The 23,638-nt window shown below is 49.4% G+C and carries 22 protein-coding genes; 18 read left to right on the top strand and 4 right to left on the bottom strand.

Annotation, left to right across the window (positions count from 1 at the left end):
* The first annotated feature begins 179 nt into the window (after positions 1 to 179).
* The 10 genes from gcvT (at position 180) to CGC65_RS24065 (ending at position 10,381) form a co-directional block, all read left to right on the top strand.
* On the top strand, positions 180 to 1,268 hold the full coding sequence (gene gcvT / locus CGC65_RS24110; RefSeq protein WP_002568861.1) for a glycine cleavage system aminomethyltransferase GcvT: 1,089 nt from the start codon (positions 180 to 182) through the stop codon (positions 1,266 to 1,268).
* Positions 1,269 to 1,316: 48 nt separating this feature from the next.
* Entirely contained in the window at positions 1,317 to 1,697 is a 381-nt protein-coding gene (gene gcvH / locus CGC65_RS24105; RefSeq protein ID WP_002568860.1) for a glycine cleavage system protein GcvH, read from the top strand.
* Between the two features lie 3 nt (positions 1,698 to 1,700).
* Positions 1,701 to 3,014, top strand: coding sequence for an aminomethyl-transferring glycine dehydrogenase subunit GcvPA (gene gcvPA / locus CGC65_RS24100; protein ID WP_002568859.1), 1,314 nt, complete (start codon positions 1,701 to 1,703; stop codon positions 3,012 to 3,014).
* Entirely contained in the window at positions 3,014 to 4,450 is a 1,437-nt protein-coding gene (gcvPB, locus tag CGC65_RS24095) for an aminomethyl-transferring glycine dehydrogenase subunit GcvPB (protein WP_002568858.1), read from the top strand. The genes gcvPA and gcvPB overlap by 1 nt, the downstream gene beginning before the upstream one ends.
* Positions 4,451 to 4,568: 118 nt before the next feature.
* Positions 4,569 to 5,990 (top strand): dihydrolipoyl dehydrogenase, encoded by a 1,422-nt coding sequence (gene lpdA, locus CGC65_RS24090; protein WP_002568857.1) that lies wholly within the window; start codon positions 4,569 to 4,571, stop codon positions 5,988 to 5,990.
* Between the two features lie 14 nt (positions 5,991 to 6,004).
* Positions 6,005 to 7,684 carry a formate--tetrahydrofolate ligase gene (locus CGC65_RS24085; protein WP_002568856.1) on the top strand — a complete coding sequence of 560 codons (1,680 nt, stop codon included), beginning with the start codon at positions 6,005 to 6,007 and terminating at the stop codon, positions 7,682 to 7,684.
* A gap of 16 nt (positions 7,685 to 7,700) precedes the next feature.
* Positions 7,701 to 8,327 carry a cyclodeaminase/cyclohydrolase family protein gene (locus CGC65_RS24080; RefSeq protein ID WP_002568855.1) on the top strand — a complete coding sequence of 209 codons (627 nt, stop codon included), beginning with the start codon at positions 7,701 to 7,703 and terminating at the stop codon, positions 8,325 to 8,327.
* Between the two features lie 13 nt (positions 8,328 to 8,340).
* A complete protein-coding gene (locus CGC65_RS24075; RefSeq protein ID WP_002568854.1) occupies positions 8,341 to 8,847 on the top strand; it encodes a folate family ECF transporter S component in 507 nt (168 codons plus the stop codon).
* A gap of 79 nt (positions 8,848 to 8,926) precedes the next feature.
* A complete protein-coding gene (locus CGC65_RS24070; RefSeq protein ID WP_007038541.1) occupies positions 8,927 to 9,769 on the top strand; it encodes a bifunctional 5,10-methylenetetrahydrofolate dehydrogenase/5,10-methenyltetrahydrofolate cyclohydrolase in 843 nt (280 codons plus the stop codon).
* A gap of 3 nt (positions 9,770 to 9,772) precedes the next feature.
* Positions 9,773 to 10,381, top strand: a complete 609-nt coding sequence (locus CGC65_RS24065; RefSeq protein ID WP_002568852.1) for a formate/nitrite transporter family protein — start codon at positions 9,773 to 9,775, stop codon at positions 10,379 to 10,381.
* A 77-nt stretch (positions 10,382 to 10,458) separates the two neighbouring features.
* Here the strand turns inward: CGC65_RS24065 and CGC65_RS24060 are convergent, their stop codons facing one another.
* Genes CGC65_RS24060 through CGC65_RS24045 form a run of 4 tightly spaced genes read right to left on the bottom strand, consistent with a single transcriptional unit; the run spans position 10,459 to position 14,357 of the window.
* Positions 10,459 to 10,911: a MaoC family dehydratase gene (locus CGC65_RS24060; RefSeq protein WP_002568851.1), complete on the bottom strand. Its 453-nt coding sequence runs from the start codon at positions 10,909 to 10,911 to the stop codon at positions 10,459 to 10,461.
* Positions 10,889 to 12,055 carry a CaiB/BaiF CoA transferase family protein gene (locus CGC65_RS24055; protein WP_002568850.1) on the bottom strand — a complete coding sequence of 389 codons (1,167 nt, stop codon included), beginning with the start codon at positions 12,053 to 12,055 and terminating at the stop codon, positions 10,889 to 10,891. Before CGC65_RS24055 ends, CGC65_RS24060 begins: the two co-directional genes overlap by 23 nt.
* Complete coding sequence (locus CGC65_RS24050; RefSeq protein ID WP_002568849.1) at positions 12,052 to 13,212, bottom strand: CaiB/BaiF CoA transferase family protein; 1,161 nt, start codon at positions 13,210 to 13,212, stop codon at positions 12,052 to 12,054. Before CGC65_RS24050 ends, CGC65_RS24055 begins: the two co-directional genes overlap by 4 nt.
* Positions 13,209 to 14,357 (bottom strand): type 2 periplasmic-binding domain-containing protein, encoded by a 1,149-nt coding sequence (locus CGC65_RS24045; protein ID WP_002568848.1) that lies wholly within the window; start codon positions 14,355 to 14,357, stop codon positions 13,209 to 13,211. Before CGC65_RS24045 ends, CGC65_RS24050 begins: the two co-directional genes overlap by 4 nt.
* 325 nt (positions 14,358 to 14,682) lie before the next feature.
* Here CGC65_RS24045 and CGC65_RS24040 point away from each other — a divergent pair, with 325 nt between their 5' ends.
* The 8 genes from CGC65_RS24040 (at position 14,683) to CGC65_RS24005 (ending at position 23,333) form a co-directional block, all read left to right on the top strand.
* Positions 14,683 to 15,696: an L-rhamnose/proton symporter RhaT gene (locus CGC65_RS24040; RefSeq protein WP_002568847.1), complete on the top strand. Its 1,014-nt coding sequence runs from the start codon at positions 14,683 to 14,685 to the stop codon at positions 15,694 to 15,696.
* A 122-nt stretch (positions 15,697 to 15,818) separates the two neighbouring features.
* Entirely contained in the window at positions 15,819 to 16,901 is a 1,083-nt protein-coding gene (locus tag CGC65_RS24035) for a Gfo/Idh/MocA family protein (protein WP_002568846.1), read from the top strand.
* A 36-nt stretch (positions 16,902 to 16,937) separates the two neighbouring features.
* The gene (locus tag CGC65_RS24030) at positions 16,938 to 17,816 is read left to right on the top strand and encodes an amidohydrolase family protein (protein WP_002568845.1); all 879 of its coding nucleotides are present in this window, start codon (positions 16,938 to 16,940) and stop codon (positions 17,814 to 17,816) included.
* 18 nt (positions 17,817 to 17,834) lie between these two features.
* Positions 17,835 to 18,158 carry an L-rhamnose mutarotase gene (locus CGC65_RS24025; protein ID WP_002568844.1) on the top strand — a complete coding sequence of 108 codons (324 nt, stop codon included), beginning with the start codon at positions 17,835 to 17,837 and terminating at the stop codon, positions 18,156 to 18,158.
* A gap of 13 nt (positions 18,159 to 18,171) precedes the next feature.
* The gene (locus tag CGC65_RS24020; RefSeq protein ID WP_002568843.1) at positions 18,172 to 19,047 is read left to right on the top strand and encodes a dihydrodipicolinate synthase family protein; all 876 of its coding nucleotides are present in this window, start codon (positions 18,172 to 18,174) and stop codon (positions 19,045 to 19,047) included.
* A 112-nt stretch (positions 19,048 to 19,159) separates the two neighbouring features.
* The gene (locus tag CGC65_RS24015; RefSeq protein WP_007038669.1) at positions 19,160 to 19,882 is read left to right on the top strand and encodes a FadR/GntR family transcriptional regulator; all 723 of its coding nucleotides are present in this window, start codon (positions 19,160 to 19,162) and stop codon (positions 19,880 to 19,882) included.
* A gap of 222 nt (positions 19,883 to 20,104) precedes the next feature.
* Entirely contained in the window at positions 20,105 to 21,985 is a 1,881-nt protein-coding gene (gene cooS / locus CGC65_RS24010; protein ID WP_002568841.1) for an anaerobic carbon-monoxide dehydrogenase catalytic subunit, read from the top strand.
* Positions 21,978 to 23,333 (top strand): [FeFe] hydrogenase, group A, encoded by a 1,356-nt coding sequence (locus CGC65_RS24005; protein WP_002568840.1) that lies wholly within the window; start codon positions 21,978 to 21,980, stop codon positions 23,331 to 23,333. Before cooS ends, CGC65_RS24005 begins: the two co-directional genes overlap by 8 nt.
* Positions 23,334 to 23,638 lie beyond the last annotated feature (305 nt).

Genomic DNA, 23,638 nt, shown 5'->3' with positions numbered 1-23,638 from the left:
AAGAAACAGTATGGTGATTGTGCTGTTTCTTTTTTGTTGTCATTGTGTAAATGGCACAAAAAATAGAGAATATCTATACATAAAACATATAGGTCGCATATAATTTATAAATGTGAAATAAATAACAAACCGTGCTATAGTTAAGATATCAATAGTGATAAATGAAAGGAGACATCTGAATGGAACGGAAAACAGCGCTTTACGATTGTCATGTGGCTTGCGGAGGGAAAATGGTTCCCTTTGCCGGTTATTCACTGCCTGTTCAGTATAAGACTGGGGTCATTAAGGAGCATATGGCAGTCAGGACACAGGCGGGATTATTTGATGTGTCACATATGGGAGAGGTATTGTTTGAGGGGCCGGATGCACTAAAGAATATCAACTACATACTGACCAATGATTTCACAAACATGTATGATGGTCAGGTCCGCTACAGCGTAATGTGCTACGAGGACGGCGGAGTGGTGGACGACCTGATTGTATACCGTTATAACCAGGAGAAATATCTGGTGGTTGTGAATGCGGCAAATCGTGAAAAAGATGTCAATTGGATGAAGGACCATTTGAATGGGGACGTGGTATTTACAGATATCTCGGACGAATTATCCCAGCTGGCAATCCAGGGCCCTAATGCAGATGCCATCCTGAGAAAACTTACAAAAGATGAAGATATTCCTGAAAAATACTACAGCTTTGTTCCGGAAGGCATTGTAGGCGGCATCAAGTGCATCGTATCCCAGACTGGCTATACAGGTGAAAGCGGCTACGAGCTGTACGTGAACAATGAGGATGCACCTAAATTATGGAACATGCTTCTGGAAGCAGGGGAAGCAGAGGGCCTGATTCCATGCGGACTGGGAGCCAGAGATACTCTTCGTCTGGAGGCAGCCATGCCATTATATGGTCATGAGATGGATGCCGCCATTCACCCATTGGAGACAGGACTTAAGTTTGCAGTGAAGATGCAGAAGGATGATTTCATCGGAAAGAAAGCACTGGAAGAGAAGTCCGTCCTCACACGCAAGCGCGTAGGTCTTAGGATGATTGGAAGGGGCATTGCCAGGGAGAATGAGAAGGTATACGCAGGTGACAGGGAAGTGGGATGGACAACATCGGGGACCCATTGTCCATTCCTGGGTTATGCCATAGCAATGGCCATTCTGGATTTGGATTGTACGGAAATAGGGACAAAGGTGGAAGTGGAGGTCCGCGGGCGCCGCATTGAGGCCGAGGTGGTGGCCTTGCCATTCTACAAAAAAGCAAAATAATATATATAATATTAATTTTCATAACAAAAATCAGGAGGAGGAACAGACATGAACGTTTTAGAGAATTTAAAGTACAGCAGGTCACATGAGTGGGTGGAGGAAGTGGATGAGACCACGGTAAGAGTGGGGCTTACGGACTTTGCACAGCATGAGCTGGGAGATTTGGTTTTTGTAAACTTACCTGAGGTGGGGGATACGGTTACTGTGAAAGAGGCGTTTGCGGACGTGGAGAGTGTAAAGGCGGTTTCCGACGTGTACAGTCCTGTTACAGGCGTTATATCCGCAGTGAACGAGGATATCCTGGACAGCCCGGAGATGATTAATGAGGCCCCATATGAGGCATGGCTTATAGAGGTAAAGGAAGTATCTGAAAGAGAAGAATTAGTGGACAGCGCAGCATATGAGAAGATATGTGAAGAGGAGGGCTAAGGCATGGGAAAATATGTTCCATCTACCTCTGAGGAACAGCAGGAGATGCTGAAGGCCGTGGGAGTCAGCTCTTTTGACGAGCTGTACACAGTAGTACCATCCGGCATGAAGGTTGACAGGCTTGCCATACCGGAGGGGAAGTCGGAGCTGGAGGTCAGCGGAATCGTCAGGGCCATGGCAGCTAAGAATAAGGTATACAGCTCCATTTTCCGCGGGGCAGGCGCCTATAACCATTATATACCATCCATTGTAAAGAGCATTACAGGCAAAGAAGAATTCCTGACGGCATATACCCCTTATCAGGCGGAAATCAGCCAGGGAATCCTTCAGTCCATCTTTGAATACCAGACCATGATTTGTGAACTCACCGATATGGATGTATCCAATGCCTCTGTTTATGACGGCGCGTCCGCAGCCGCAGAGGCCATGGCCATGTGCCATAACCGCAAGAAAAAGAAAACGGTGATATCCGGGGCAGCCAATCCCATGACCATACAGACCATACAGACATACTGCGAAGGAAACAACACAGAGGCTGTGGTGGTTCCGGCCAAGGACGGAAAGACCGACCTTAAAGCCCTGATGGAGGCCATGGACCAGACCACCTCAGGCGTGTTCATCCAGCAGCCCAGCTATTTCGGACAGATTGAGGATGCGGCTGCCATTGGTGAGGCGGTACATGCCGCAGGCGCCAAATTTGTGATGGGCATATACCCCATTGCGGGCGCCGCCCTTAAATCGCCAAGGGAGTGCGGCGCTGATGTGGTCACCGGTGAAGGCCAGCCCCTGGGTATGTCCCTGGCATTCGGCGGCCCTTATCTGGGATTTATGGCTTGTACCCATGACATGATGCGTCAGCTCCCCGGACGTATTGTGGGCGAGACAAAGGATGTGGACGGAAGGCGGGCGTATGTGCTGACGCTTCAGGCAAGGGAGCAGCATATACGAAGGGAAAAGGCATCCTCCAACATCTGTTCCAACCAGGCCCTCTGCGCCATGACGGCAGCGGTTTACATGGCATCCATGGGAACGACCGGCGTCAGCCAGGTGGCTTCCCTGTGCTATTCCAAGGCGCACTATGCAGCGGCAGAAATCAGTAGGATTCCGGGATTTGAGCTGGTAAACCAAGGGGATTTCTTCAATGAATTCGTCACAAAGATTCCCTGCGATGCAGATGTGCTGCTTAAGAAACTGAGCGACCATGATATATTGGGCGGATACCCAGTAGAGGGAGGCATACTCTGGTGTGTCACCGAGATGAATTCCAAGGCGCAGATTGATGCTCTGGCAGAGTGTTTGAAGGAGGTGCGTGCATAATGGAACTGATTTTTGAGAAAAGCAGAGTGGGGCATGGATGCTCACTGCTTCCGGCCTGCGATGTACCTGTTGCAGAGATTCCGGCCCGGGAGGCCAGAAAAAAGGCTCCCAGATTTCCGCAGATGGCTGAAATTGATATCTCCAGACATTATACAGAACTGATGAAACGTACACATGGTGTAAATGACGGATTTTATCCTCTGGGCTCCTGTACCATGAAATATAATCCAAAGCTGAATGAAGAGATGGCAGCCCTTCCTGGCTTTACAGGCGTCCATCCCCTGCAGCCGGAAGAAACAGTCCAGGGATGCCTGGAAGTGCTGGTAAAGGCAGAGGAACTGCTCTGTGAGATTACAGGCATGGACCAGATGACATTCCAGCCCGCGGCAGGCGCCCACGGCGAATATACCGGGTTGCTGCTGATTAAGGCATACCACAAAGCCAGGGGCGATATGAAACGCACCAAAATCATTGTACCGGATACCGCTCACGGAACCAACCCTGCTTCCTGTACCATGGCGGGATTTACCGTAATCAGCATTCCGTCCAATGATGAGGGCTGTGTGGACCTTGATAAGCTGAGGGAGGTTGTGGGAGATGATACGGCTGGACTTATGCTTACCAATCCAAACACAGTGGGTATATTTGACCGCAATATACTGGAAATCACAAAAATCATGCATGAGGCAGGAGGACTGAACTACTATGACGGGGCAAACCTGAATGCCGTCATGGGAATCGCCCGTCCGGGCGATATGGGATTTGACGTGATTCATCTGAACCTGCATAAGACCTTCTCCACGCCTCACGGAGGCGGCGGGCCTGGTTCAGGCGCTGTCGGGTGCAAGGATATACTGGCTCCGTTCCTTCCCAAGTATCATGCGGTGAAATCCGAAAAGGGCTATGCATTTGAGAACCCGGCCCAAACCATTGGTTCCGTAAAGGAGTTTTACGGTAACTTCCTGGTGGTAGTGCGCGCCCTGAGCTACATATTGGTCCTGGGCAATGAGGGTATACCGGAAGCAGCCGAAAATGCAGTGCTCAACGCCAATTACATGCGTGTGAAGCTGCAGGACACCTTTGATATTGCATTCAACAATATCTGTATGCATGAGTTTGTTATGAGCATGACCAGGCTCAAGAAATTGAATGGGGTTTCTGCTCTTGATTTTGCAAAGGGACTGCTGGACCATGGAGTCCATCCGCCGACCATGTACTTCCCGCTGATTGTGGATGAGGCTTTGATGGTGGAGCCCACGGAGACAGAGTCTAAGGAGACTCTGGACAACGTAGTGGATATTTTCAAGGAGATTTATAAAAATTCCGTGGAGAATCCGGAAGCCATGCATGAAGCTCCCCACTCCACGCCGGTACGCCGGCTGGATGAGGTTGGCGCTGCGCGCAATCCGGTGCTAAAATATTCCGGCTGGAAGTAGAGAGAAAAGCAGAGGGTAAAACACCTAGCATACATGTAAGAATGCGCCTGGGGCGCTGACAGCCGTAGTCCGCTACGTCTGGTGTCCCAGGCATGTTTTATATAAGGAGAAGAGTAAAATGGGTGAGAGATATGAATTAATTGTGCTGGGAGCTGGCCCGGGCGGCTATGTTGCGGCCATCAAGGCAGCACAGATGGGGCACAGGGTGGCTGTGGTGGAAAGCCGGGATGTGGGCGGAACCTGCCTGAACCGGGGATGCATCCCCACAAAAACCCTGGTACATGCGGCAGAGGTGCTGGAGGAGATTCGTTCCTGTGAGAAGCTGGGCATTCATGTAGGGCAGGTATCCTATGACTTTGCCGGGATGCATGAGCGCAAGGCAGAGGTGGTGGAACAGCTGCGAGGAGGAATCGAGGGCCTGTTTAAGGCCTATAAGATAGACTTAATCAGGGGATGCGGCATTATACTGGATTCCAACAGAATACAGGTGGGGGACCAGGCTTACGAGACAGACAGGATTCTCATTGCAACTGGTTCCAAGCCTGCCATGCCCCCAATTCCAGGACTGACTCTTCCGGGAGTGGTGACCAGCGATGAAATGCTGGAGGGGAAAGGTGTTTACTGTAAAAAACTGGTAATCATAGGCGGAGGCGTGATTGGCGTGGAGTTTGCAACCATTTACCATGCTCTGGGATGCGAGGTTACAATCATTGAGGCCCTGGACCGTATCCTGCCCACCCTGGACCGGGAGGTTTCACAGAACCTGACCATGATTCTTAAAAAAAGAGGAATCAAGGTGTATACAGGCGCACGGGTGGACCGGGTAGAGCATACGGACCAGTCAGTACAGACAGCGCAGGAGAAGGGGCTGGCGGTGTATTTTATGTCTAAGGAAAAAGAACAGTGTGTAGAGACTGAGCGGGTCCTGGTTTCCATTGGCCGAAGGGCCAATACAGAGGGAATCTGTCCTCCTTCATTAAATTTGCAGATGCAGAGAGGAATGATTCCGGTGGATGACTCTTTTGAAACCTGCATTAAGGGGATCTATGCCATTGGTGATATTGTTCTGGGAGGCATACAGCTGGCCCATGTGGCTTCCGCCCAGGCAGTCAACGCGGTGTGCTCCATGTTTGGGGAAAGGGCACCCATGAATCTTTCCTGTATCCCGTCCTGCATTTACACCAATCCGGAAATTGCAGCGGTGGGCATGACGGCTGATGAGGCCAAGATGCGGGGAATCAGGACCATCACAGGCAAGGCCATCATGTCGTCCAATGGAAAGACTGTGATTGAAATGGCGGACAGGGGTTTTGTAAAGCTGGTCTTTGAGGAAGAAAGCAAGGTGCTTCTGGGGGCGGTGCTTATGTGCTCCAGGGCAACAGACATGATTACCGGACTGAGCGACGGGGTTGCGGGTAAGCTGACCATGAGTCAGCTGGCTGCCACGGTCCGGCCCCATCCCACCTTCAGCGAGGCAATAGGTGAAGCCATTGAGGATGCAGACGGCGGTGCAATTCATGCTGCGCCCAGAAGAAAATAGAGGAGGAAGATAAAATGGGATATAAGAGTGATATTGAGATTGCACAGGAAGCAAAGGCAAGACCAATCAACGAGATTGCAGGCGCACTGGGGATTCCGGAAAAATATATTGAAAATTACGGACCATACAAGGCTAAAATTGACTACCGCTATTACAACGATGCATTAAAGGACAGACCTGATGCAAAGCTGGTGCTGGTGACAGCCATCAATCCCACGCCTGCAGGTGAGGGCAAGACAACCGTGACCATCGGTCTGGCAGACGCCCTGAACCGTCTGGATAAGAAGGCCATGATTGCCATGAGAGAACCTTCCCTGGGACCTGTTTTTGGAGTTAAGGGCGGGGCTGCCGGCGGAGGATATGCGCAGGTTGTTCCTATGGAGGATATCAACCTTCATTTTACAGGCGACCTCCACGCCATCGGAGCTGCCAACAACCTGCTGGCGGCTATGCTTGACAACCATATCCACCAGGGAAACGCCCTGCGCATCGATACCAAGCGCATTACCTTCAGAAGGGCGGTGGACATGAACGACCGCCAGCTTCGGAATATTGTGGACGGATTAGGGGGAAAGCCGGACGGTACAATCCGTCAGGATGGATTTGATATCACGGTGGCTTCTGAGGTAATGGCCGTATTCTGCCTTGCAAACGACATCATGGACTTGAAGGAACGCCTGGCCAGGATTATAGTAGCCTATGACCTGGACGGCCAGCCGGTAACCGCCGGACAGTTAAAGGCCCAGGGCGCCATGGCAGCCCTTTTAAAGGACGCCTTGAAGCCGAACCTGGTGCAGTCCTTGGAGGGAACCCCTGCCTTTGTGCACGGCGGCCCCTTTGCCAATATTGCCCACGGATGCAACAGCGTCATTGCCACAAAGATGGGCTGTAAATTAGCGGATTATATGGTGACTGAGGCAGGATTCGGAGCAGACCTGGGGGCGGAGAAATTTGTGGATATCAAGTGCCGCATGTCCGGGCTGCGTCCAAATGCAGTTGTTCTGGTGGCCACAATACGCGCTTTAAAATATAACGGCGGAGTACCTAAGGCAGAACTGAATAATGAGAATCTGGAAGCCCTGAATAAGGGAATTCCCAACCTGTTAAAGCATATTGAGAATATCACTACCGTATACCATCTGCCGGCAGTGGTCGCTATTAATAAATTCCCGTCCGACACAGCGGCCGAGTTGGAGCTGGTTGAGAACAAGTGCAGGGAGCTGGGAGTCAATGTGGCCCTGACCGATGTATGGGGCAGAGGCGGAGCAGGCGGGGAAGCCCTGGCAAAGGAAGTAATCCGGTTGTCTGAAGGCAGGAGCACCATGGAATTTGTGTATGACACCAATCTGCCTATCAAGGAGAAGATAGAGGCAATTGCAGCCAGGGTGTACGGTGCGGACGGGGTGGAGTTTGCTCCAAAGGCATTAAAGGAAATGAAGAATCTGGAGAGCCTGGGATATGGAAATCTGCCTGTCTGTATGGCTAAGACACAGTATTCCCTTACGGATAATGCCAAGCTTCTTGGCAGGCCCCGGGGCTTTAAAATATCCATTAGGGACATCACTGCATCTGTGGGAGCCGGATTCCTGGTGGCCCTGGCAGGTGATATTATGAAAATGCCGGGACTTCCAAAGGTGCCTGCGGCTGAAAAAATCGATGTGGATGAAAATGGATCTATCTCAGGATTATTCTAAAATGGAGAATGACGATATGATGCTGGATAAGAAGGTAACGGAGTTTCTGGATGTACTGTCAAGCAATGAGCCTGTTCCGGGCGGCGGAGGGGCATCGGCCACAGTGGGGGCCATGGGGGTCGCCCTTGGAATTATGGTTGGCAACTTGACGCTGGGCAAGAGGAAGTATGCGGATGTGGAGCCGGATATAAAGGAACTGATTGAAAAGTCACAGAGTCTCATGGATGAGTTAAAGCATTTGACAGACGAGGACGCAAGGGTGTTTGAGCCTCTATCCAGGGCCTATGGATTACCCAGGGGAACAGAGGAAGAAAAAGCCGCCAGAGAGGCTGTCATGGAACATGCGCTGTTGGAAGCCAGTCTGGTTCCACTGCAGATTGTGGAAAAGGCGTATGAGTCACTGACCCTTTTAGAGGAGCTGGGAGAAAAGGGGACCCGGATTGCTTTAAGCGACGTGGGAGTAGGCGCATTGTTTGCCAGAGCTGCCCTGGAGGGGGCATCCCTGAACATTTTTATCAACACAAAGCTGATGAAGGACCGGACCCAGGCAGAGGATTTGAATGCCAGGACAGAGGAACTCATAGACAAGGGCAGGGCGCTGTCCGACAAGGTGTACGGCGCTGTGCTTAAACACATCAAGTAGCAGGGAGGATGCAATGACAAAGACGAAACATATGGTATGGATGGGTATCCTGATTGCTGTATCCATTGTATTGTCAAGATTTCTATCCTTTTCAGCATGGAATGTTAAAATTGGTTTTGCATTTATACCCATAGTTATTGGCGCGGTTCTCTTCGGACCTGTGCAGGGAGGCATAGCAGCAGCGGCTGCAGATTTTCTGGGGGCCATACTGTTTCCAATAGGAATGTATTTTCCGGGTTTTACAGTAACTGCATTTTTAACCGGACTAACCTATGGAATCCTGCTGCATAAAAACAGGTCTATGTTTCGGATTGCATGCGCCGTGCTGATTGTACAGCTGGTCTACGGGCTTCTGCTTAATACCTGCTGGATTTCACTGCTGTACGGGGCACCCTACCTGGCCCTTTTGTCCACCAGAATCGTCCAGTACGTGGTTCTGATACCGGTGCAGTTTGTAATCATTGCAAGGATGTATGTCCTGGGCAGCAAGAAATACCATATACTTCAGGAAAACTCATAAAAATGATTTCGGGAGGGGGAAAGATATTCCCCTCCTGATTCATCATATACCTGCATTGCCAGAAAGGAGATTGGATATTATGAAAGAGATAAAGGGTTCAGATGTGGCCAGACAGATGAAGGAGCAGATGACGGTCCAGATAGAGGAATTGAAAGGATATATTCCCCATCTGGCAATTATCCGGGTGGGAGAACGCCCGGACGATATCTCTTATGAGAAAGGAGCCACAAAACGTGCCCAGAGATTGGGACTGCGCTGCATATCCTTTTTGTTTCCTGCTGAAATCAGTCATGACCAGTTTGTGGAGGAGTTCCAGAAAATCAACCGGAATCCGGATGTGGACGGAATCCTCATGCTGAGGCCACTTCCAAAGCAGATTGACGAGAAGGAAATCGAGAGCCTGATTGATGTTAAAAAGGATATTGACTGCATCAGTCCCATAAATCTGGCAAAGGTTTTTGCCGGTGATTCGGATGCATATGCGCCCTGTACGGCCGAGGCAGTAATGGAGATGCTTGCATATGAGGGAATTGAGCTGAAGGGCAAGCGTGTGACTGTGGTGGGAAGAAGCCTGGTGGTGGGAAAACCCTTGGCAATGCTGATGCTGGGACAGCACGCGACCGTAACCATATGCCACACAAGGACCGCGGACTTTACAGGGACCTGCCGGAATGCGGAGATTCTGGTGGCTGCAGCGGGTAAGGCCCGCATGATTAAGGCGGAGCATGTGGCAGAGGGGGCTGTGGTCATTGATGTGGGAATTAACGTGGATGAGGACGGAAGCCTGTGCGGCGATGTGGATTTTGACCAGGTGAAGACAAAGGCAGGAGTGCTGACGCCAGTGCCGGGAGGCGTGGGAAGCGTTACCACACTGGTGCTGCTAAAACACCTGATTCGATCTGCAAAAGAAAAGATTGGATAAGCCATGGGGGAACATGTAAAAACATTTTTAGATGCTTTTTTGGCAGGAATCGTCATTGGTATAGGCGGGGTGGTTTACCTGGGTGTAGAGAACCGGATTGCAGGCTCCCTTCTGTTTACTGTGGGCCTTTATGCCATTGTGCTGAATCAGTTTGCTCTCTATACGGGTAAAATAGGATACGCACTGGGGCGTCCACTGGCATATATGGCTGAGATGGGAGTTGTCTGGTTTGGGAATCTGTGCGGAACCTTTACCACCGGCACCCTGGTATCCTTTACCAGGCTTAAGACAGCCCGGGCCGCCGCTGGGATATGCGCCGTGAAACTGGAGGACAGTCTGTCAGGCATATTGATACTGGCCTTTTTCTGCGGGATGCTGATGTACATTGCTGTGGACGGATACAAGTCAAAGGGGAATCCGGTTATCCTGTTTTTGGGAGTCAGCGTGTTCATACTGGCTGGATTTGAACATTGTATTGCCAATATGTTTTATTTTACCGTGGCAGGTGTGTGGTCCCTTAAAGCACTGGTCTATATTCTGGTTATGACACTGGGAAACAGCGCAGGAGGAATGTTCATACCATTTATTCGGAAAGTGGGTCAGAGGACATAAACACACGAATGGCAGACGACCTCCCCTGGTCAGGAATACGAAACCAGGGGAGGTCTTTGCTTTGTTATGTCAATTATTCAGGCATCAGCTGTCTTCTTGAGACAGGACATGATGTGTTCGCAGACCATAACCAGCTGCCCGTTCTGGTTGAAGATTTCCAAAGCCTCTGTTATAAAGCCTCTGTCAGGATGCTTTGGATTTTCGCGTTTTTCTTTTAAGGTAACTTTCACATGGATGGTATCCCCTATGAAAACCGGATGGATAAAGCGCATATGGTCATATCCATAGGAAAAAGCAGCCGGATTAATCAGGTTGGCAGTCATGCCCACTGCAATGGAGAAGGTGAGTGTGCCGTGGGCGATACGTTTTCCGAATTCAGTGGTTTTTGCAAATTCCGCATCCATATGGTGGGGAAAGAAGTCTCCTGTCTGACCGGCATGAAGGACAATGTCCGTTTCTGTAATGGTGCGTCCAATGGATTCGCGGACGCTTCCTATTTCATATTCTTCAAAATAAATAGTCTGTTCCATGTTGATTCTCCTTGTAATATATATATTGATTGTTATGCTGTCCTATAGCAGGGGCAGCTTTTGCGCTTTTATAATGTTCCCTGTCAATGGTAATTGGGCACCGGGTGGTGGCAAACTCTGTTCCGCCAGGGGTGCGGACAGTCTGAAGCATATCTAATTCCTTAAAACCGTCTGTTTTAAATAACTTATCCCAGGTATATACATCCGCGCACCATACATCGGCGGGCTCCAGCTTTGACAGCCAGTATTCTGTGGTTCGGGTTTTCAGGTGGTCAGCTAGCAGCGACTTTATCTCATCCCGCCTGGTACACCATGTTTCAGAGTCCGTGTACCCTATGAGGGAATCACAGCTTATAAGTTTCCCCAGCACAGGCACGGGTACCATGGCAATGGCAAGGTAGCCGTCAAGGGTCTGGTATATGCCGTAAGGCGCATTGATATAGCCATTTGCGTTATTGACTGCAGAACGCTCAGGCGACTGCCCGCCGTCATTCAGATAGGTGGTAAAGACTTCAAACTGCATATCCATCACGGACTCCAGCATGCTGACATGTACATAAGAGCCTTCACCGCAGGAAGCCCGTTTTATGAGTGCGGCCAGGATGCCTTGGGCCAGGTGCTGGCCGGCGAACAAATCCGCCACGGAAAGTCCCATGGGAGTCGGGGGCTGATTCTGGTTCCCATTGAGCCAGGCCAGGCCGGACAGGGACTGGACCAACAAATCCTGGCCAGGCATAGGGCTCCATGGACCCTTTTTTCCATAACCTGTAATCTCACCATAAATCATGGACGGACAGTGCTGCTTTACAGAAGCGTAATCCAGTCCCAGCTTTTCCACCACTCCGGGACGGAAATTCACGACCATGACATCTGCCTTCCCAATCAATGACCATAGTATATCCCGGGAAGCTGGATTTTTTAAATCAATGGATACCCCGTACTTGTTGCGGTTGATGGAGTGGAACAGGGAACTGTCATTCTCTATTATCAGATTGGACACATACAGGGTGCGGCATATATCGCCTCCGTCAGGACGCTCTACCTTGATGACGCGGGCCCCAAAATCTGCCAGACGCAGGGTGGCGGAAGGGGCGGATAAAAACTGGCTGAAGTCCAGTATGGTGATACCTTCTAATGGTTTCATGCTTCCTCTCCCTCCTTTAAATGAAATTCTTCGATGATTTCCAGTGTATGTTCGCCCAGCAGAGGCGCATGGGTTTCATTTTTTATGGGGCCATCACCAAAGGAGATGGGACAGCGGGTGGTAAATATGTCATTGCCTCCGGGCCGCCTGATGTTGAGAAGCATATCCAGAGTATGGAACTGTTCTGACTGGAGCAGCTGGTCCCAGGAGTATACATCGGAGCACCAGTACCCGCCGGCATTAAGGGCTTTAAGCCAGCTGGCCGTGGTCCTGTGTAAGAGGTGGGAGCCAATGAGCTGTTTAATCTCATCCCGCTTTGTGAACCATTCTTCCTGATTGTCGTAAGAACTGAGGGCAGGGCATTCAATAAGCCGGCCCAACTCGGGTATGCTTCCCATGGCCAGGGCTATATAACCGTCTTCTGTCCGGTAGATTCCGTAAGGGGCTCCCAGATATGCATGGGCATTGTGGAAGGCGCTGCGCTTGGGAGGCTTATGTCCATCATTTAAAAAGGTGGTTATGACTTCAAACTGCATATCCAGAATGGATTCTAAAAGGCTGACCTCCACCAAACCTCCCAGGCCCGTGCTGAAACGGCGGAACAGGCAGGCCATAATGCCTTCCGCCAGATGGATGCCGGTGTAGGAATCTGCCAGGGAGAGGGCAAACGGCATGGGCGGCTGTCCGTCATCACCGTTGAGCCATGCCAGCCCGGAAATGGATTGAACCAGAAGGTCCTGTCCCGGTTTTTTGTTCCATGGGCCGGTGGCTCCATAACCGGTAACGGTTCCGTACACCATGCGGGGGTTGATGGATTTGACTGTCTCATAGTCCAGTCCTATTTTTTTCATGACGCCGGGACGGAAATTTTCAATCATTACATCAGAACGCCGGATTAGTTTTTTTACCATATTCATGTCCTCCGGCGATTTTAAATCAGCACAGAAACTTTGTTTATTCCGGTTTATGGTCTGGAACAGGACGCTGTCCCCCATGCTGTCCAGATTGTGCAGCTTCATCTGTCTGGAGCCGTCTCCGCTCCCCGGTCGTTCAATTTTGATGACACGGGCCCCCATATCGGCAAGCCTGAGGGCTGCGGAGGGGCCGGCCAGATACTGGCTAAAGTCCAGGACAATCATATTTTCCAAAGGTTTCATTTGGATTCCTCCCTGGATTTTCTGTAGAGCTGGTTCAGCTGGTCAAGCACATGGGCCGGACTGCCTCCGTTCATAATGTAATCCTGTATATAGTCTCCGGCATGGTCCTGGAAATACAGGTAACCGTTGTAACGGGGACGGAGATAGGAATGGTCCAGAGTATTCAGGGTATCTTTAAAGAAATTCATGGTCATATTGTTGTTGATTTCGTCTAGCCATGCCTTGCGGTGGCCGGGCTGCCCGCCGTTTTCTGTATACAGGGTGGTCTGAATCAGGGGAGAGGCAGCATATTCCGCAAAGCGCAGTGCCGTTTCCCTATTTTCGCATAGGCTGGACACAGCCAGTCCGGTACCCCCTAAGACACTGCGAAGCATCCTGCCGCGGTAGGTAACCAAATCCATGGCCTTTAGAGGATGGCTGCAGTAGCCTCTTCGGGAATAATTGGTGTAGCCATAGGCGTAAGGGCAGTAATACAAATCATTATCCTCAGCCAGTGCTTCATGTACCTGGATTGGGTCCCACTGGAAAATAGATTTGCTGCAGTAGGAAGCCAGCTGACGCATGTCCTCCAGGATACTTACTCCCAGGCTTGTCTCCACGATTTTGTCAGGATCGTCAAAGAAATGCTCGGTGGATGTGGCACAGTACATATAGAAATCCATCAACAGGTTTAATGGGATGCCGGCAAACGCCACATGCCCCTTTCTGGCAAGGTCCATTACATCCTTAAAATCTGCGGGAAGAGGATGTTCTCCGTTTCTAAAATAATCAGGACGGCAGACCGCAACAGGGGTGGCGGCATCAATGGCCAGTGCGCTTTGGAAACCATTGAAATTATAACTCAGGTGAGACGCGCCCACAGAGTTGGCAAGCTGGTCATCCAGATATTCCTTAGACAGATATTTTTCTAAAGGAAGCAGTATTCCTGTAGTGGCCGCGAAACCGGCCCAGGGATGGTCAATCACAAGCAGGTCGTAAGACTTTGCCAGATTTTCAATAGGTGCGTCGGCAAATTCCTGTAAAGAACGTTTTTCCCAGTGAATGGATACATCCGGGTGCAGTTCGCAAAAACGCTGTGACACCGCTGTGATGGAAGTGTAACCACGGCTGTGGGACCAGGTGATTCCATTTAATTGAATGCTCATAAGATATGTACCTCCGGTTTGTTGTGTTGTGGATATTTGTCTCTGTAGTTTGATATGTATACTGTTGATGTGGTACTACCAATAAACAATAAATGAATTAAAAAATAAATTGTTGGTACTACCATAAATGAATTATAGATAGGATAAGTATGTTTGACAATGTTAATAGTGCACAAAAAATACAGAAATTAACTGTTGAATATATGCATTGACATTACATATAACTTATTTTATGATAATCACGAACGGTTCACTGGTAGTACCGATAAATTTATCGATAAAAATCAAGGAAAAGTATAGAACGAAATATTTGGGAGGTATTAAAATGGCTTCAGCATTTTTTGTACTGTTTTTGGCATGTATTTTTCAGGGGAGCTTTGGAATCTGCTTTAAGAAGTATCAACCGTTTTCCTGGGAAGCGTTTTGGGTTCTGTTTTCTTTTATCGGAGTATTGTGTATCCCACATATTTGGTGTATGGTGGAGGTTCCTCATTATTTAAGCTATATAACAGCCACCCCTGTTCCCACGCTGATTGTGGGCGCCTTATCCGGTTTTTTCTGGGGAATCAGTTCTATATGGTACAGCAAAGCGATTGATATGATTGGCGTGTCTCTTGTAACAGGCATTAACCTGGGATTATCAAACCTTTTAGGGAGCTTTGTTCCCATGATTATACTGGGAACCTATCCGCCGGCCCGTGTTCTTGTGGTCCTTCTGTTAGGGCAGCTTATACTTTTGGGCGGTGTGATTGTCCTGTCAAAGGCGGGCTTTATGAAAAATGGAAATAATGAGGGTACTAAAACGGCAAAAGAAAAAGGAACGTCGTCCTTATTTATTACCGGGCTTATCATGGCGCTTGCCTCCGGCGCCGGTTCAGCAGCCATTAATATCGGCGCCACAGCAGCCAATTATCCGGTTGCCCTGGCTGTGAAAGAGGGGGTAAACCCAACCAGCGCAAGCCTTCTGTCCTGGGTAGTGGTATTTGCGGGAGGATTCCTGGCAAACTTTGTTTATGCCATATCAAAACTGATTAAGAACAAGACTTATACGGATTATACAAAACCCGGCTGCGCAAAAGCATACTTTAAGGTTGTGCTGACGTCAATTGTATGGTTCAGTGCGCTGGCTATCTATGGTAAGGCGACAGCCCTATTAGGTACCCTTGGTCCGGTGGTGGGCTGGGTTGCGTTCAATGGACTGGCTCTCATCATTGCCAATGCATGGGGGTTCCTGGATGGAGAATGGAAAGGATTTGAAAAGGCCAAACGTGTGGCCATATATGGAAATGCAGTTATCATAGCCGCTTTGGTGGTGGTTGGCATATCCAATGGTTTATAAAAAGGAATAAGCAGTAAATACTTAAAATCAAGAAAACCATCCGCCTGTCCGGGAGTACTTCTAAAGGAAAGGGAGGCGTGGTACAATAAAATCTGAGTATGATTTGAGGAGGTATTTTAACTATGGCGAACAGGATTGAAGAATTAAATTATGTACCGGAGATGCCTGAAAAGGCAAGGAATATCGTGATTGTCGGGGCAGGAGGAATTGTATCCGGTTCACATCTCCCTGCTTATAAGATGGCCGGGTATCCAGTAGTGGGTATTTATGACCTGGACCATGAGAAGGCTGAAAAGGCGGCAAAGGAATTTGGGATTCCCAATGCAGTGCCGGAGCTGGAACAGTTAATCGAACTGGGAGTAAGGGAAGACGCAGTCTTTGATATAGCGGTACCTGCCTCCAAGACTGCCAGTATCTTAAGGCTGCTGCCCGACAATGCTGCTGTGCTTATGCAGAAACCCATGGGTGAGAGTATAGAGCAGGCCAAAGAAATCCTGGATATCTGCCATGCCAAGAATCTGACTGCAGGTGTGAATTTCCAGCTGCGTCAGGCGCCGTATATGATTGCCGCAAGGAAACTCATCCAGGATGGCGTGATTGGAGATATTGTGGACATTGACTGGAGGGTTGTGGAACTTCATCCATGGCACTTGTGGAGTTTCCTGTTTGGCCTGGAGCGTATGGAAATTAACTATCACAGCATTCACTACATTGACTGTATCCGCAGCTTCGTGGGAAATCCAAAAGGCGTGTATTGCAAAACTATGCAGCATCCCAAGATGCAGGCTCTTTCACAGACAAGGACTGCCATTATCATGGATTACGGCGATACGCTGCGTGTGAATCTTCATATTAACCATAATCACGACTATGCGCCGGATTATCAGGAAAGTACAATGAAGATAGAAGGTATTAAGGGCGCAATCCGCATACAGCTGGGGCTTATATTGGACTATCCGACAGGCCGTCCTGATAAGGTGGAGTATATTACGGAAGACGGCAAGGGCTGGAGGGAACTGGAGGTAAAGGGAAGCTGGTTCAACGAGGCATTTATTGGGACTATGGGCGGCCTGATGAAAAAACTGGAGGATCCCTCTTATCACTATATGAACAGTGTAGAGGATGCCTACCATACCATGTGTGTGGTGGAGGCCTGCTATAAATCCAGCGAAGCCGGAGGGCTGAACGTGGATTATGCGCAGTAGGCGTATAGATTGATATTATAAGCAAGGAGGAGCACCATGAGAATCATTGATACCCATCTGCATATTTGGAATAAGGAAGAATTTTCGCTCCCGTGGCTGGATGGAGAAGGGGAAGTTCTGAACCGTACATATTCGCTGGAAGACTATAAAAACGCACTGGAGCCGGACAAGGGCTATGAGGTTGAGGCGGCTGTATATGTTGAGGTGGACTGCGCAAGAAGGGATAAGGAGAAGGAAAATCTCTTTATTGCCGGATGCTGCGCCAATCCGGGACAGATGTTTGCCGGCGCATGTATATCCGGTTATCTCAACGAGGAGGGGTTTAAGGAGTATATTGATAAATATGCATCCGAATATGTAAAGGGAGTAAGACAGGTGCTCCATGTCCCTGAAGCCTTGCCGGGAACATGCCTGGGACAGCTTTTTGTTGAAAATGTCCGTTATCTGGGAAAGAAGGGACTGGTATTTGAAGGCTGTGTACGGAATGCAGAGCTGGGCGATTTATATGAAACGGCAAAAGCCTGCCCGGATACAACCATTGTCCTGAACCATATGGGAATTGTGGACCCGGATATTATTTCTGTTCAGACGCCTTCGGAGGAAGAACAGCAGTATAAGGAACGCTGGATACTGAATATCAGAAAGCTGGCATCCCTCTCCAATGTGGTATGCAAGATTTCCGGCCTGAATCCGAAAGGGGAGTGGTTTGCGGAAACATTGAAGCCAGCAGTTGACATTGCCCTGGATTATTTTGGAGAAGACAGAGTCATGTTTGCCAGCAATTATCCTGTGTGCAACATTGCAACCGGCCTGTCCCCTTGGATTGAAGCATTGATGAAAATTACAGAGGGAAGAGGCCGTGAATTCCAGAATAAACTGTTCCGTGAAAACGCTAAACGGATATACGGTTTGTAAAGAAAAGGAGAGATACATATGTCAGATGTAAAACGTTATGGAAGTATTTCAAGATTAACACCTGAAAAGGCCGATTACTATAAGAAACTTCATGCAGCGCCGTGGAAACAAATTAATGACATGATAAAGGAGTGCAATATCCGGAATTACTCTATATATTGCCATGGAGAGTACCTATTTTCTTATTATGAGTATACTGGAGATAATTATGAGGCGGACATGGCCAAGATGGCAGCGGATTCCGAGACACAGCGGTGGTGGGGAGAGTGCGTGCCGTGTATGAACCCGCTATCGGCAGACGGTCCATGGATGGATATGCAGGAAATTTATCATTTAGATTAGAGGTCAGACAAATATGAAAAAATTATATGTGGCATCCATCACACCTTTTGATGGAAATAATCAGATAAATGATTCTGCCATGAGACAGTTATGGGATAGGAATCTTGCAGAGGGGGCCGATGGTTTTTTTATTGGAGGAAGCTCCGGGGAATGCTTCCTGCTGTCAAGGGAAGAGCGGGTACATACCTTTGAACTGGCTGGCGAATATACGGATAGGACAGAGATGTTCGCCCATGTGGGAGCTATTAGCACGGAAGAGGCCATATTCTATGCCAGAAAAGCAAAAGAAATGGGAATACAGAACATCGCAGCAACTCCGCCATTTTACTTTGGCTTTTCCGACAAGGAAATAGCAGGATATTACTACGACATTGCTGAGGCAGTGGATATGCCGGTCCTGTATTATAACATTCCTTCCAGCACCCACAGGGAGCTGAATCCGTCCCAGCCGGATTTGGCAGCCCTCCTGAAATCAGGAGCTGTGGGAGCCATCAAACACACCAATCTCAATCTCTATCAAATGGAGCGGATTCACGATGTTAATCCGGATATAAGGTGCTACGGCGGATTTGAAAATTGTATGGTTGCCTTCCTGGCCTTTGGGTGTGACGGCTTCATTGGCAGCAATTTTAATTTCATGCTGCCTCAGTACAAGAAGGTGATGGAGCTGTATCTGTCCCACCATGATGATGAGGCCAGAATTCTGCAGTCCAAATCCAACTGTATTTTGGATGCAGTGCTTAAAAACGGTTTATGCGCAAGCCTTAAATACATAGCATCTTGTCAGGGAATCCAGGCAGGAGAGGTCAGAAAGCCGATGTGTCCGCTGACGGAAAATCAGAAGGCAGAGATTGACCGGGTAATTGGGATGTATATGGAAATCAAGTGATAATGAAATGGCAGATTATTCGGATTGGCCCTGCGGTGCGCGCTGTAGGGCCATTTTTATTCCCTGGACATGAAAGGATAAGCTGTGCTATTATAGTAAGAGTAATGAGGTTATGGAAAGGGAGAGTATCAATATGGAATGTGAGCCGTTAAAGAAAGTCACATTGACGGAACAGATTATGGAACAGATTGCGGGGATGATTACGTCCGGCCAGCTGAAGCCAGGTGATAAGCTCCCAAACGAGAGGGACCTGGCAGAATTGTTTGGTGTTACGAGGAGCCGGATACGGGAGGCGTTAAGGGCCCTTTCTCTTGTGGGAATGCTGACCATCAAACCAGGAGACGGCAGTTTCGTCAGTGAGGAAGGAACAAAGGTTCCCGAAGAGACTGTCATGTGGATGTATTACCAGGAAATGAACAAGCATGATGAAATCTATGCTGCCAGGAATCTGATCGAGACGGAAGTGTATCTGACCTGTTATGATAACCGTACGCCTGAGATTCTGGAGAGGCTGGATGGATTCAGGGACAGGCTGCTGGATGTGGAGACAGAGGAAATTACAGCAGAGGCGTTTTGTCAGCTGCTGACAGATATAGATACATATGTGGGTGATGTGTGTGGCAACGGTATATACGCAAGGTTGATGCAGATTATGGTGCTGATGAGAAAAGAATCGGCCATGAAGATCCTGTCTCTGGCATCATCCAAAGAGAGCGCTGTGTTTTACCGCTGTAAGATACTGAATTCGTTCCATCAGGATGACAGGAATAAAGTAAAGAAATGCCTGAATGATTTCTTTAAATATTCAATCAGGGAAATTTCCATACAAGAATAAACGAGTTATAGGATGATAAAGGGTCAGCTGACGGATAGACAGCTGACCCTTTGGGATATAGTTTAAAACTATGGATAGGCAAATGTTTTATTTTCAAGCGATGCAGGGATTTTGGGCTGTATAACTGTAAATGCCAGGTTTTATGTCTGGATCGTACACATAACATTCATTGGAAGAATGTTATAATGAATCCATATGGATACATCTATAAAGGAGGGACATATGGATAAAACAATGTGTATCAGTGCGGACAAACGGCTGCAGGAATTTCTTGAATCAGTACCGGAGGATCATTCCCATCGCAGAATGGTGCAGCAGGAGGTAAAATGCGGATTTGGCCTGGACGGCGTCTGTTGCAGGCTTTGCTCCAACGGACCCTGCCGTATATCCAAAGCAAGGCCAAAGGGGGTATGCGGAGCGGACAGGGACACCATAGCGGCAAGGAATTTCCTGCGCTCGGTGGCCGCTGGTTCAGGCTGCTATATTCATGTGATGGAGCAGGCCGCCAAAGAATTGAAGTCGGCAGCTCTAGCCGGAAGGAAGCTAAAGGGAGTTGACGCGCTTCACCGTTTGTGCGATGAGTTGGGGATTGGTGAAGCGGATGATTCCCAAATGGCGCTTCGCCTGTCAGAGGCAGTGCTGGAGGATCTGCGCAGGCCATATGAGGAACCCATGCATCTAACGGAAAAACTGGCCTATGCTAAGCGGACCGGGGTGTGGAAAAATGCGGGGCTTCTTCCGGGTGGCGCCAAGGATGAGATATTCAACGCAATCGTGAAAACTTCCACCAATCTGAATTCAGATCCAATGGACATGCTGACCCAGTGTCTGCGGCTGGGAATCTCCACCGGAATATACGGACTTGTGCTGGTCAACCGTCTGAATGATATCCTGATGGGGGAGCCGGAATTAGGGTTTGATCCCGTGGGAATGCGGGTGATCGATCCTGAATGCATCAATATCATGGTTACAGGCCACCAGCACTCTATGTTCGGCAGCCTGACCGGGATGATGGAGCATCCGGAAATCAAGGAGATGGCTGACCGGGCCGGAGCCAGGGGTATACGGATTGTGGGATGTACGTGTGTGGGACAGGACTTCCAGGCCAGAAGCCGCTGTTATGAGAAAGTGTTCTGCGGGCATGCGGGCAATAATTACAGCAGTGAGGCTGTTTTGCTGACCGGATGCATCGATCTGGTGGTATCGGAATTTAACTGTTCCCTTCCAGGGATCGAACCGATCTGTGAGGAACTTTCTATCCCCATGCTCTGTCTGGACGATGTGGCAAAGAAAAAGGGAGCCAGGCACCTGCCCTATCACCCGGAGGACCGCGAAGATGTAAGCGTCAATGTAATTGCAGCTGCCATTGCGTCCTATGTAAGGCGCAGCAGGGCGGGAAAGCGGCAGAATCCCATGCAGGATCACGGATGTAATGAGGCGGTTACAGGTGTGACGGAGAGAACCCTCAAAGGAGCGCTGGGGGGAAGCTTTGCCCCGTTGATTGATCTAATCGCTGCCGGAAGCATCAAGGGAGTGGCGGCTGTTGTGGGCTGCTCCAACCTGCGGGCCAAGGGCCATGACGTATTTACAGTGGAATTGGTGAAAAAACTGATTGCCAGAGATATACTGGTGGTGTCTGCCGGATGTACCTGCGGAGGCCTTGAAAACTGCGGTCTTATGAGCCGGGATGCGGCCGGATTGGCGGGACCGGGCTTGTCACAGGTTTGCCGCAGCCTTGGGATTCCACCAGTACTCAATTTCGGCCCCTGCCTTGCAATCGGCCGTATTGAAGCCGTTGCCGGGGAGCTGGCCGGAGCGTTGGGAGTGGATCTGCCCAAACTTCCGGTGGTGGTTTCCGCACCCCAATGGCTGGAAGAACAGGCATTGGCGGATGGGGCGTTTGCACTGGCCCTGGGCTTTCACTTGCATCTGGGGCTGGCGCCATTTGTGATGGGAAGCCCTGTAATATTGGATGTGCTGTGTAATCAGATGGAAGGAATAACAGGCGGAAAGCTGATGGTGGAGACAGAGATTGATGCGGCGGCCGAAAAGATCGCTGCTGTCATATCAGATAAGAGAAGGGGGCTGGGACTGAATGAGTGAACGTTATCCTAAAAGTGTTCCTGTATCCCCGGATAACCCTGCAATTGAAAAGGATGAGGACATCTGTGCGAATTGCAGCCATTGCTTGGCCGTATGCGCAGAAGAAATAGGAGTGGCACAGCCGTGTAAAGTCACGGGAGCGGATGATTTTACATGTATTCACTGCGGCCAGTGCGCGGCTGCCTGCCCGGAGCGGGCAATCCGCGCAAAGAGCCAGTGGCGGGAAGCTGCCATGGCTGTAAATGACCAGCAAAAAATTGTTATATTTTCCACAGCACCGTCTGTGCGCGTGGGGCTGGGGGAATGTTTTGGCGGAAAGCCCGGAGACTTTGTGGAAAGCTATATGGTTTCTGCGCTCAGGAAGCTGGGAGCGGACTTTGTGCTGGATGTGGCATTTTCAGCGGATCTGACCATTATGGAGGAGGGGACGGAGTTTCTCAAACGATTTATAGCCGATTCCCATCCATTGCCCCAGTTTACAAGCTGCTGTCCGGCATGGGTAAAATATATAGAAACATTTCACCCGGAACGGATTCCGTGCCTGTCCAGTACAAAAAGCCCGATCAGTATGCAGGGCGCCCTGATTAAGACATATTTTTCTAAAGAAAAGGGGATTGACCCGCGGCGGATCGTGAATATCGCGGTTGCCCCGTGCACTGCCAAGAAATTTGAGATTTCCCGGGAAGAATTGTGCTCTGCAGGAGCGTATCTGGGGATTCCGGGACTTAGGGACAATGACTATGTATTGACCACAAGGGAACTGGCGGAGTGGATACGGGAAGCAGGTATTGGTTTTTATGATCTGACCCCATCTGCATTTGATTCCCTTATGGGAGAAGGCAGCGGGGCAGGGGTGATTTTCGGCAATACGGGCGGCGTGATGGAGGCCGCTCTGCGCATGGCATATTCGGTTGTGAACGGGATTGAACCGCCTGATCTGCTGATGCAGTACCAGCCGGTGAGAGGGCTGGAACAGGTGAAGGAATCTGTGGTATCTCTTGGCGGCCGCGATGTGCGTACCGCGGTTGTCTACGGCACCAGGGCGGCGGAACAGCTGATTGCAACAGGAGCTGTGGATGACTATGATTTTGTGGAAGTAATGACCTGTCCCGGCGGGTGTATTGGCGGCGGAGGACAGCCGGACAACGGTATACTCCCTGTTCCGGACCAGCTTCGGATGGCGAGAATCCGGTCACTTTATTTGGCTGATCAAGAGAGAAGTTTCAGAAATTCCCTTGAAAATCAGGAGATTAAACATCTATATGAAACATTTATCGGGGAACCTATGAGTAAAATGGCGCAATTACTTCTGCACACCAGTTATCACAGCAGAAAGCGCGGGATTTAAATATATAGGATGTGAAATTATGAACAAACAGAGGGGGAACTTTTGTTATGGGAGTTATTGATTTAATCAAGATTCACGCCATAGTTTATAAAAACAATTGTATTTAAGCATTTCGGCTGTCTTCAACGGTAGAACGATTGACACCGGCATGGGCAGCCAATGGAAAGAGAGACCGGGAGGTCGTTATCTCACCCCCTGATTCTAAGCTGAGCGTACTGGTTAATTCCCGCCAACAAAGAACTGGCGATTGCAAGAGAAAAGCTTGCGATCGTGGAGTCTGTATCATAAAAAATGATGGCCGGTGT

It is taken from the genome of Enterocloster bolteae, from assembly GCF_002234575.2.
In the GTDB taxonomy this organism is placed as follows: Bacteria; Bacillota; Clostridia; order Lachnospirales; family Lachnospiraceae; genus Enterocloster; species Enterocloster bolteae.
The sequence above is the reverse complement of the archived record's forward strand: the minus strand, read 5'-3'. Positions and strand labels throughout refer to the sequence as shown.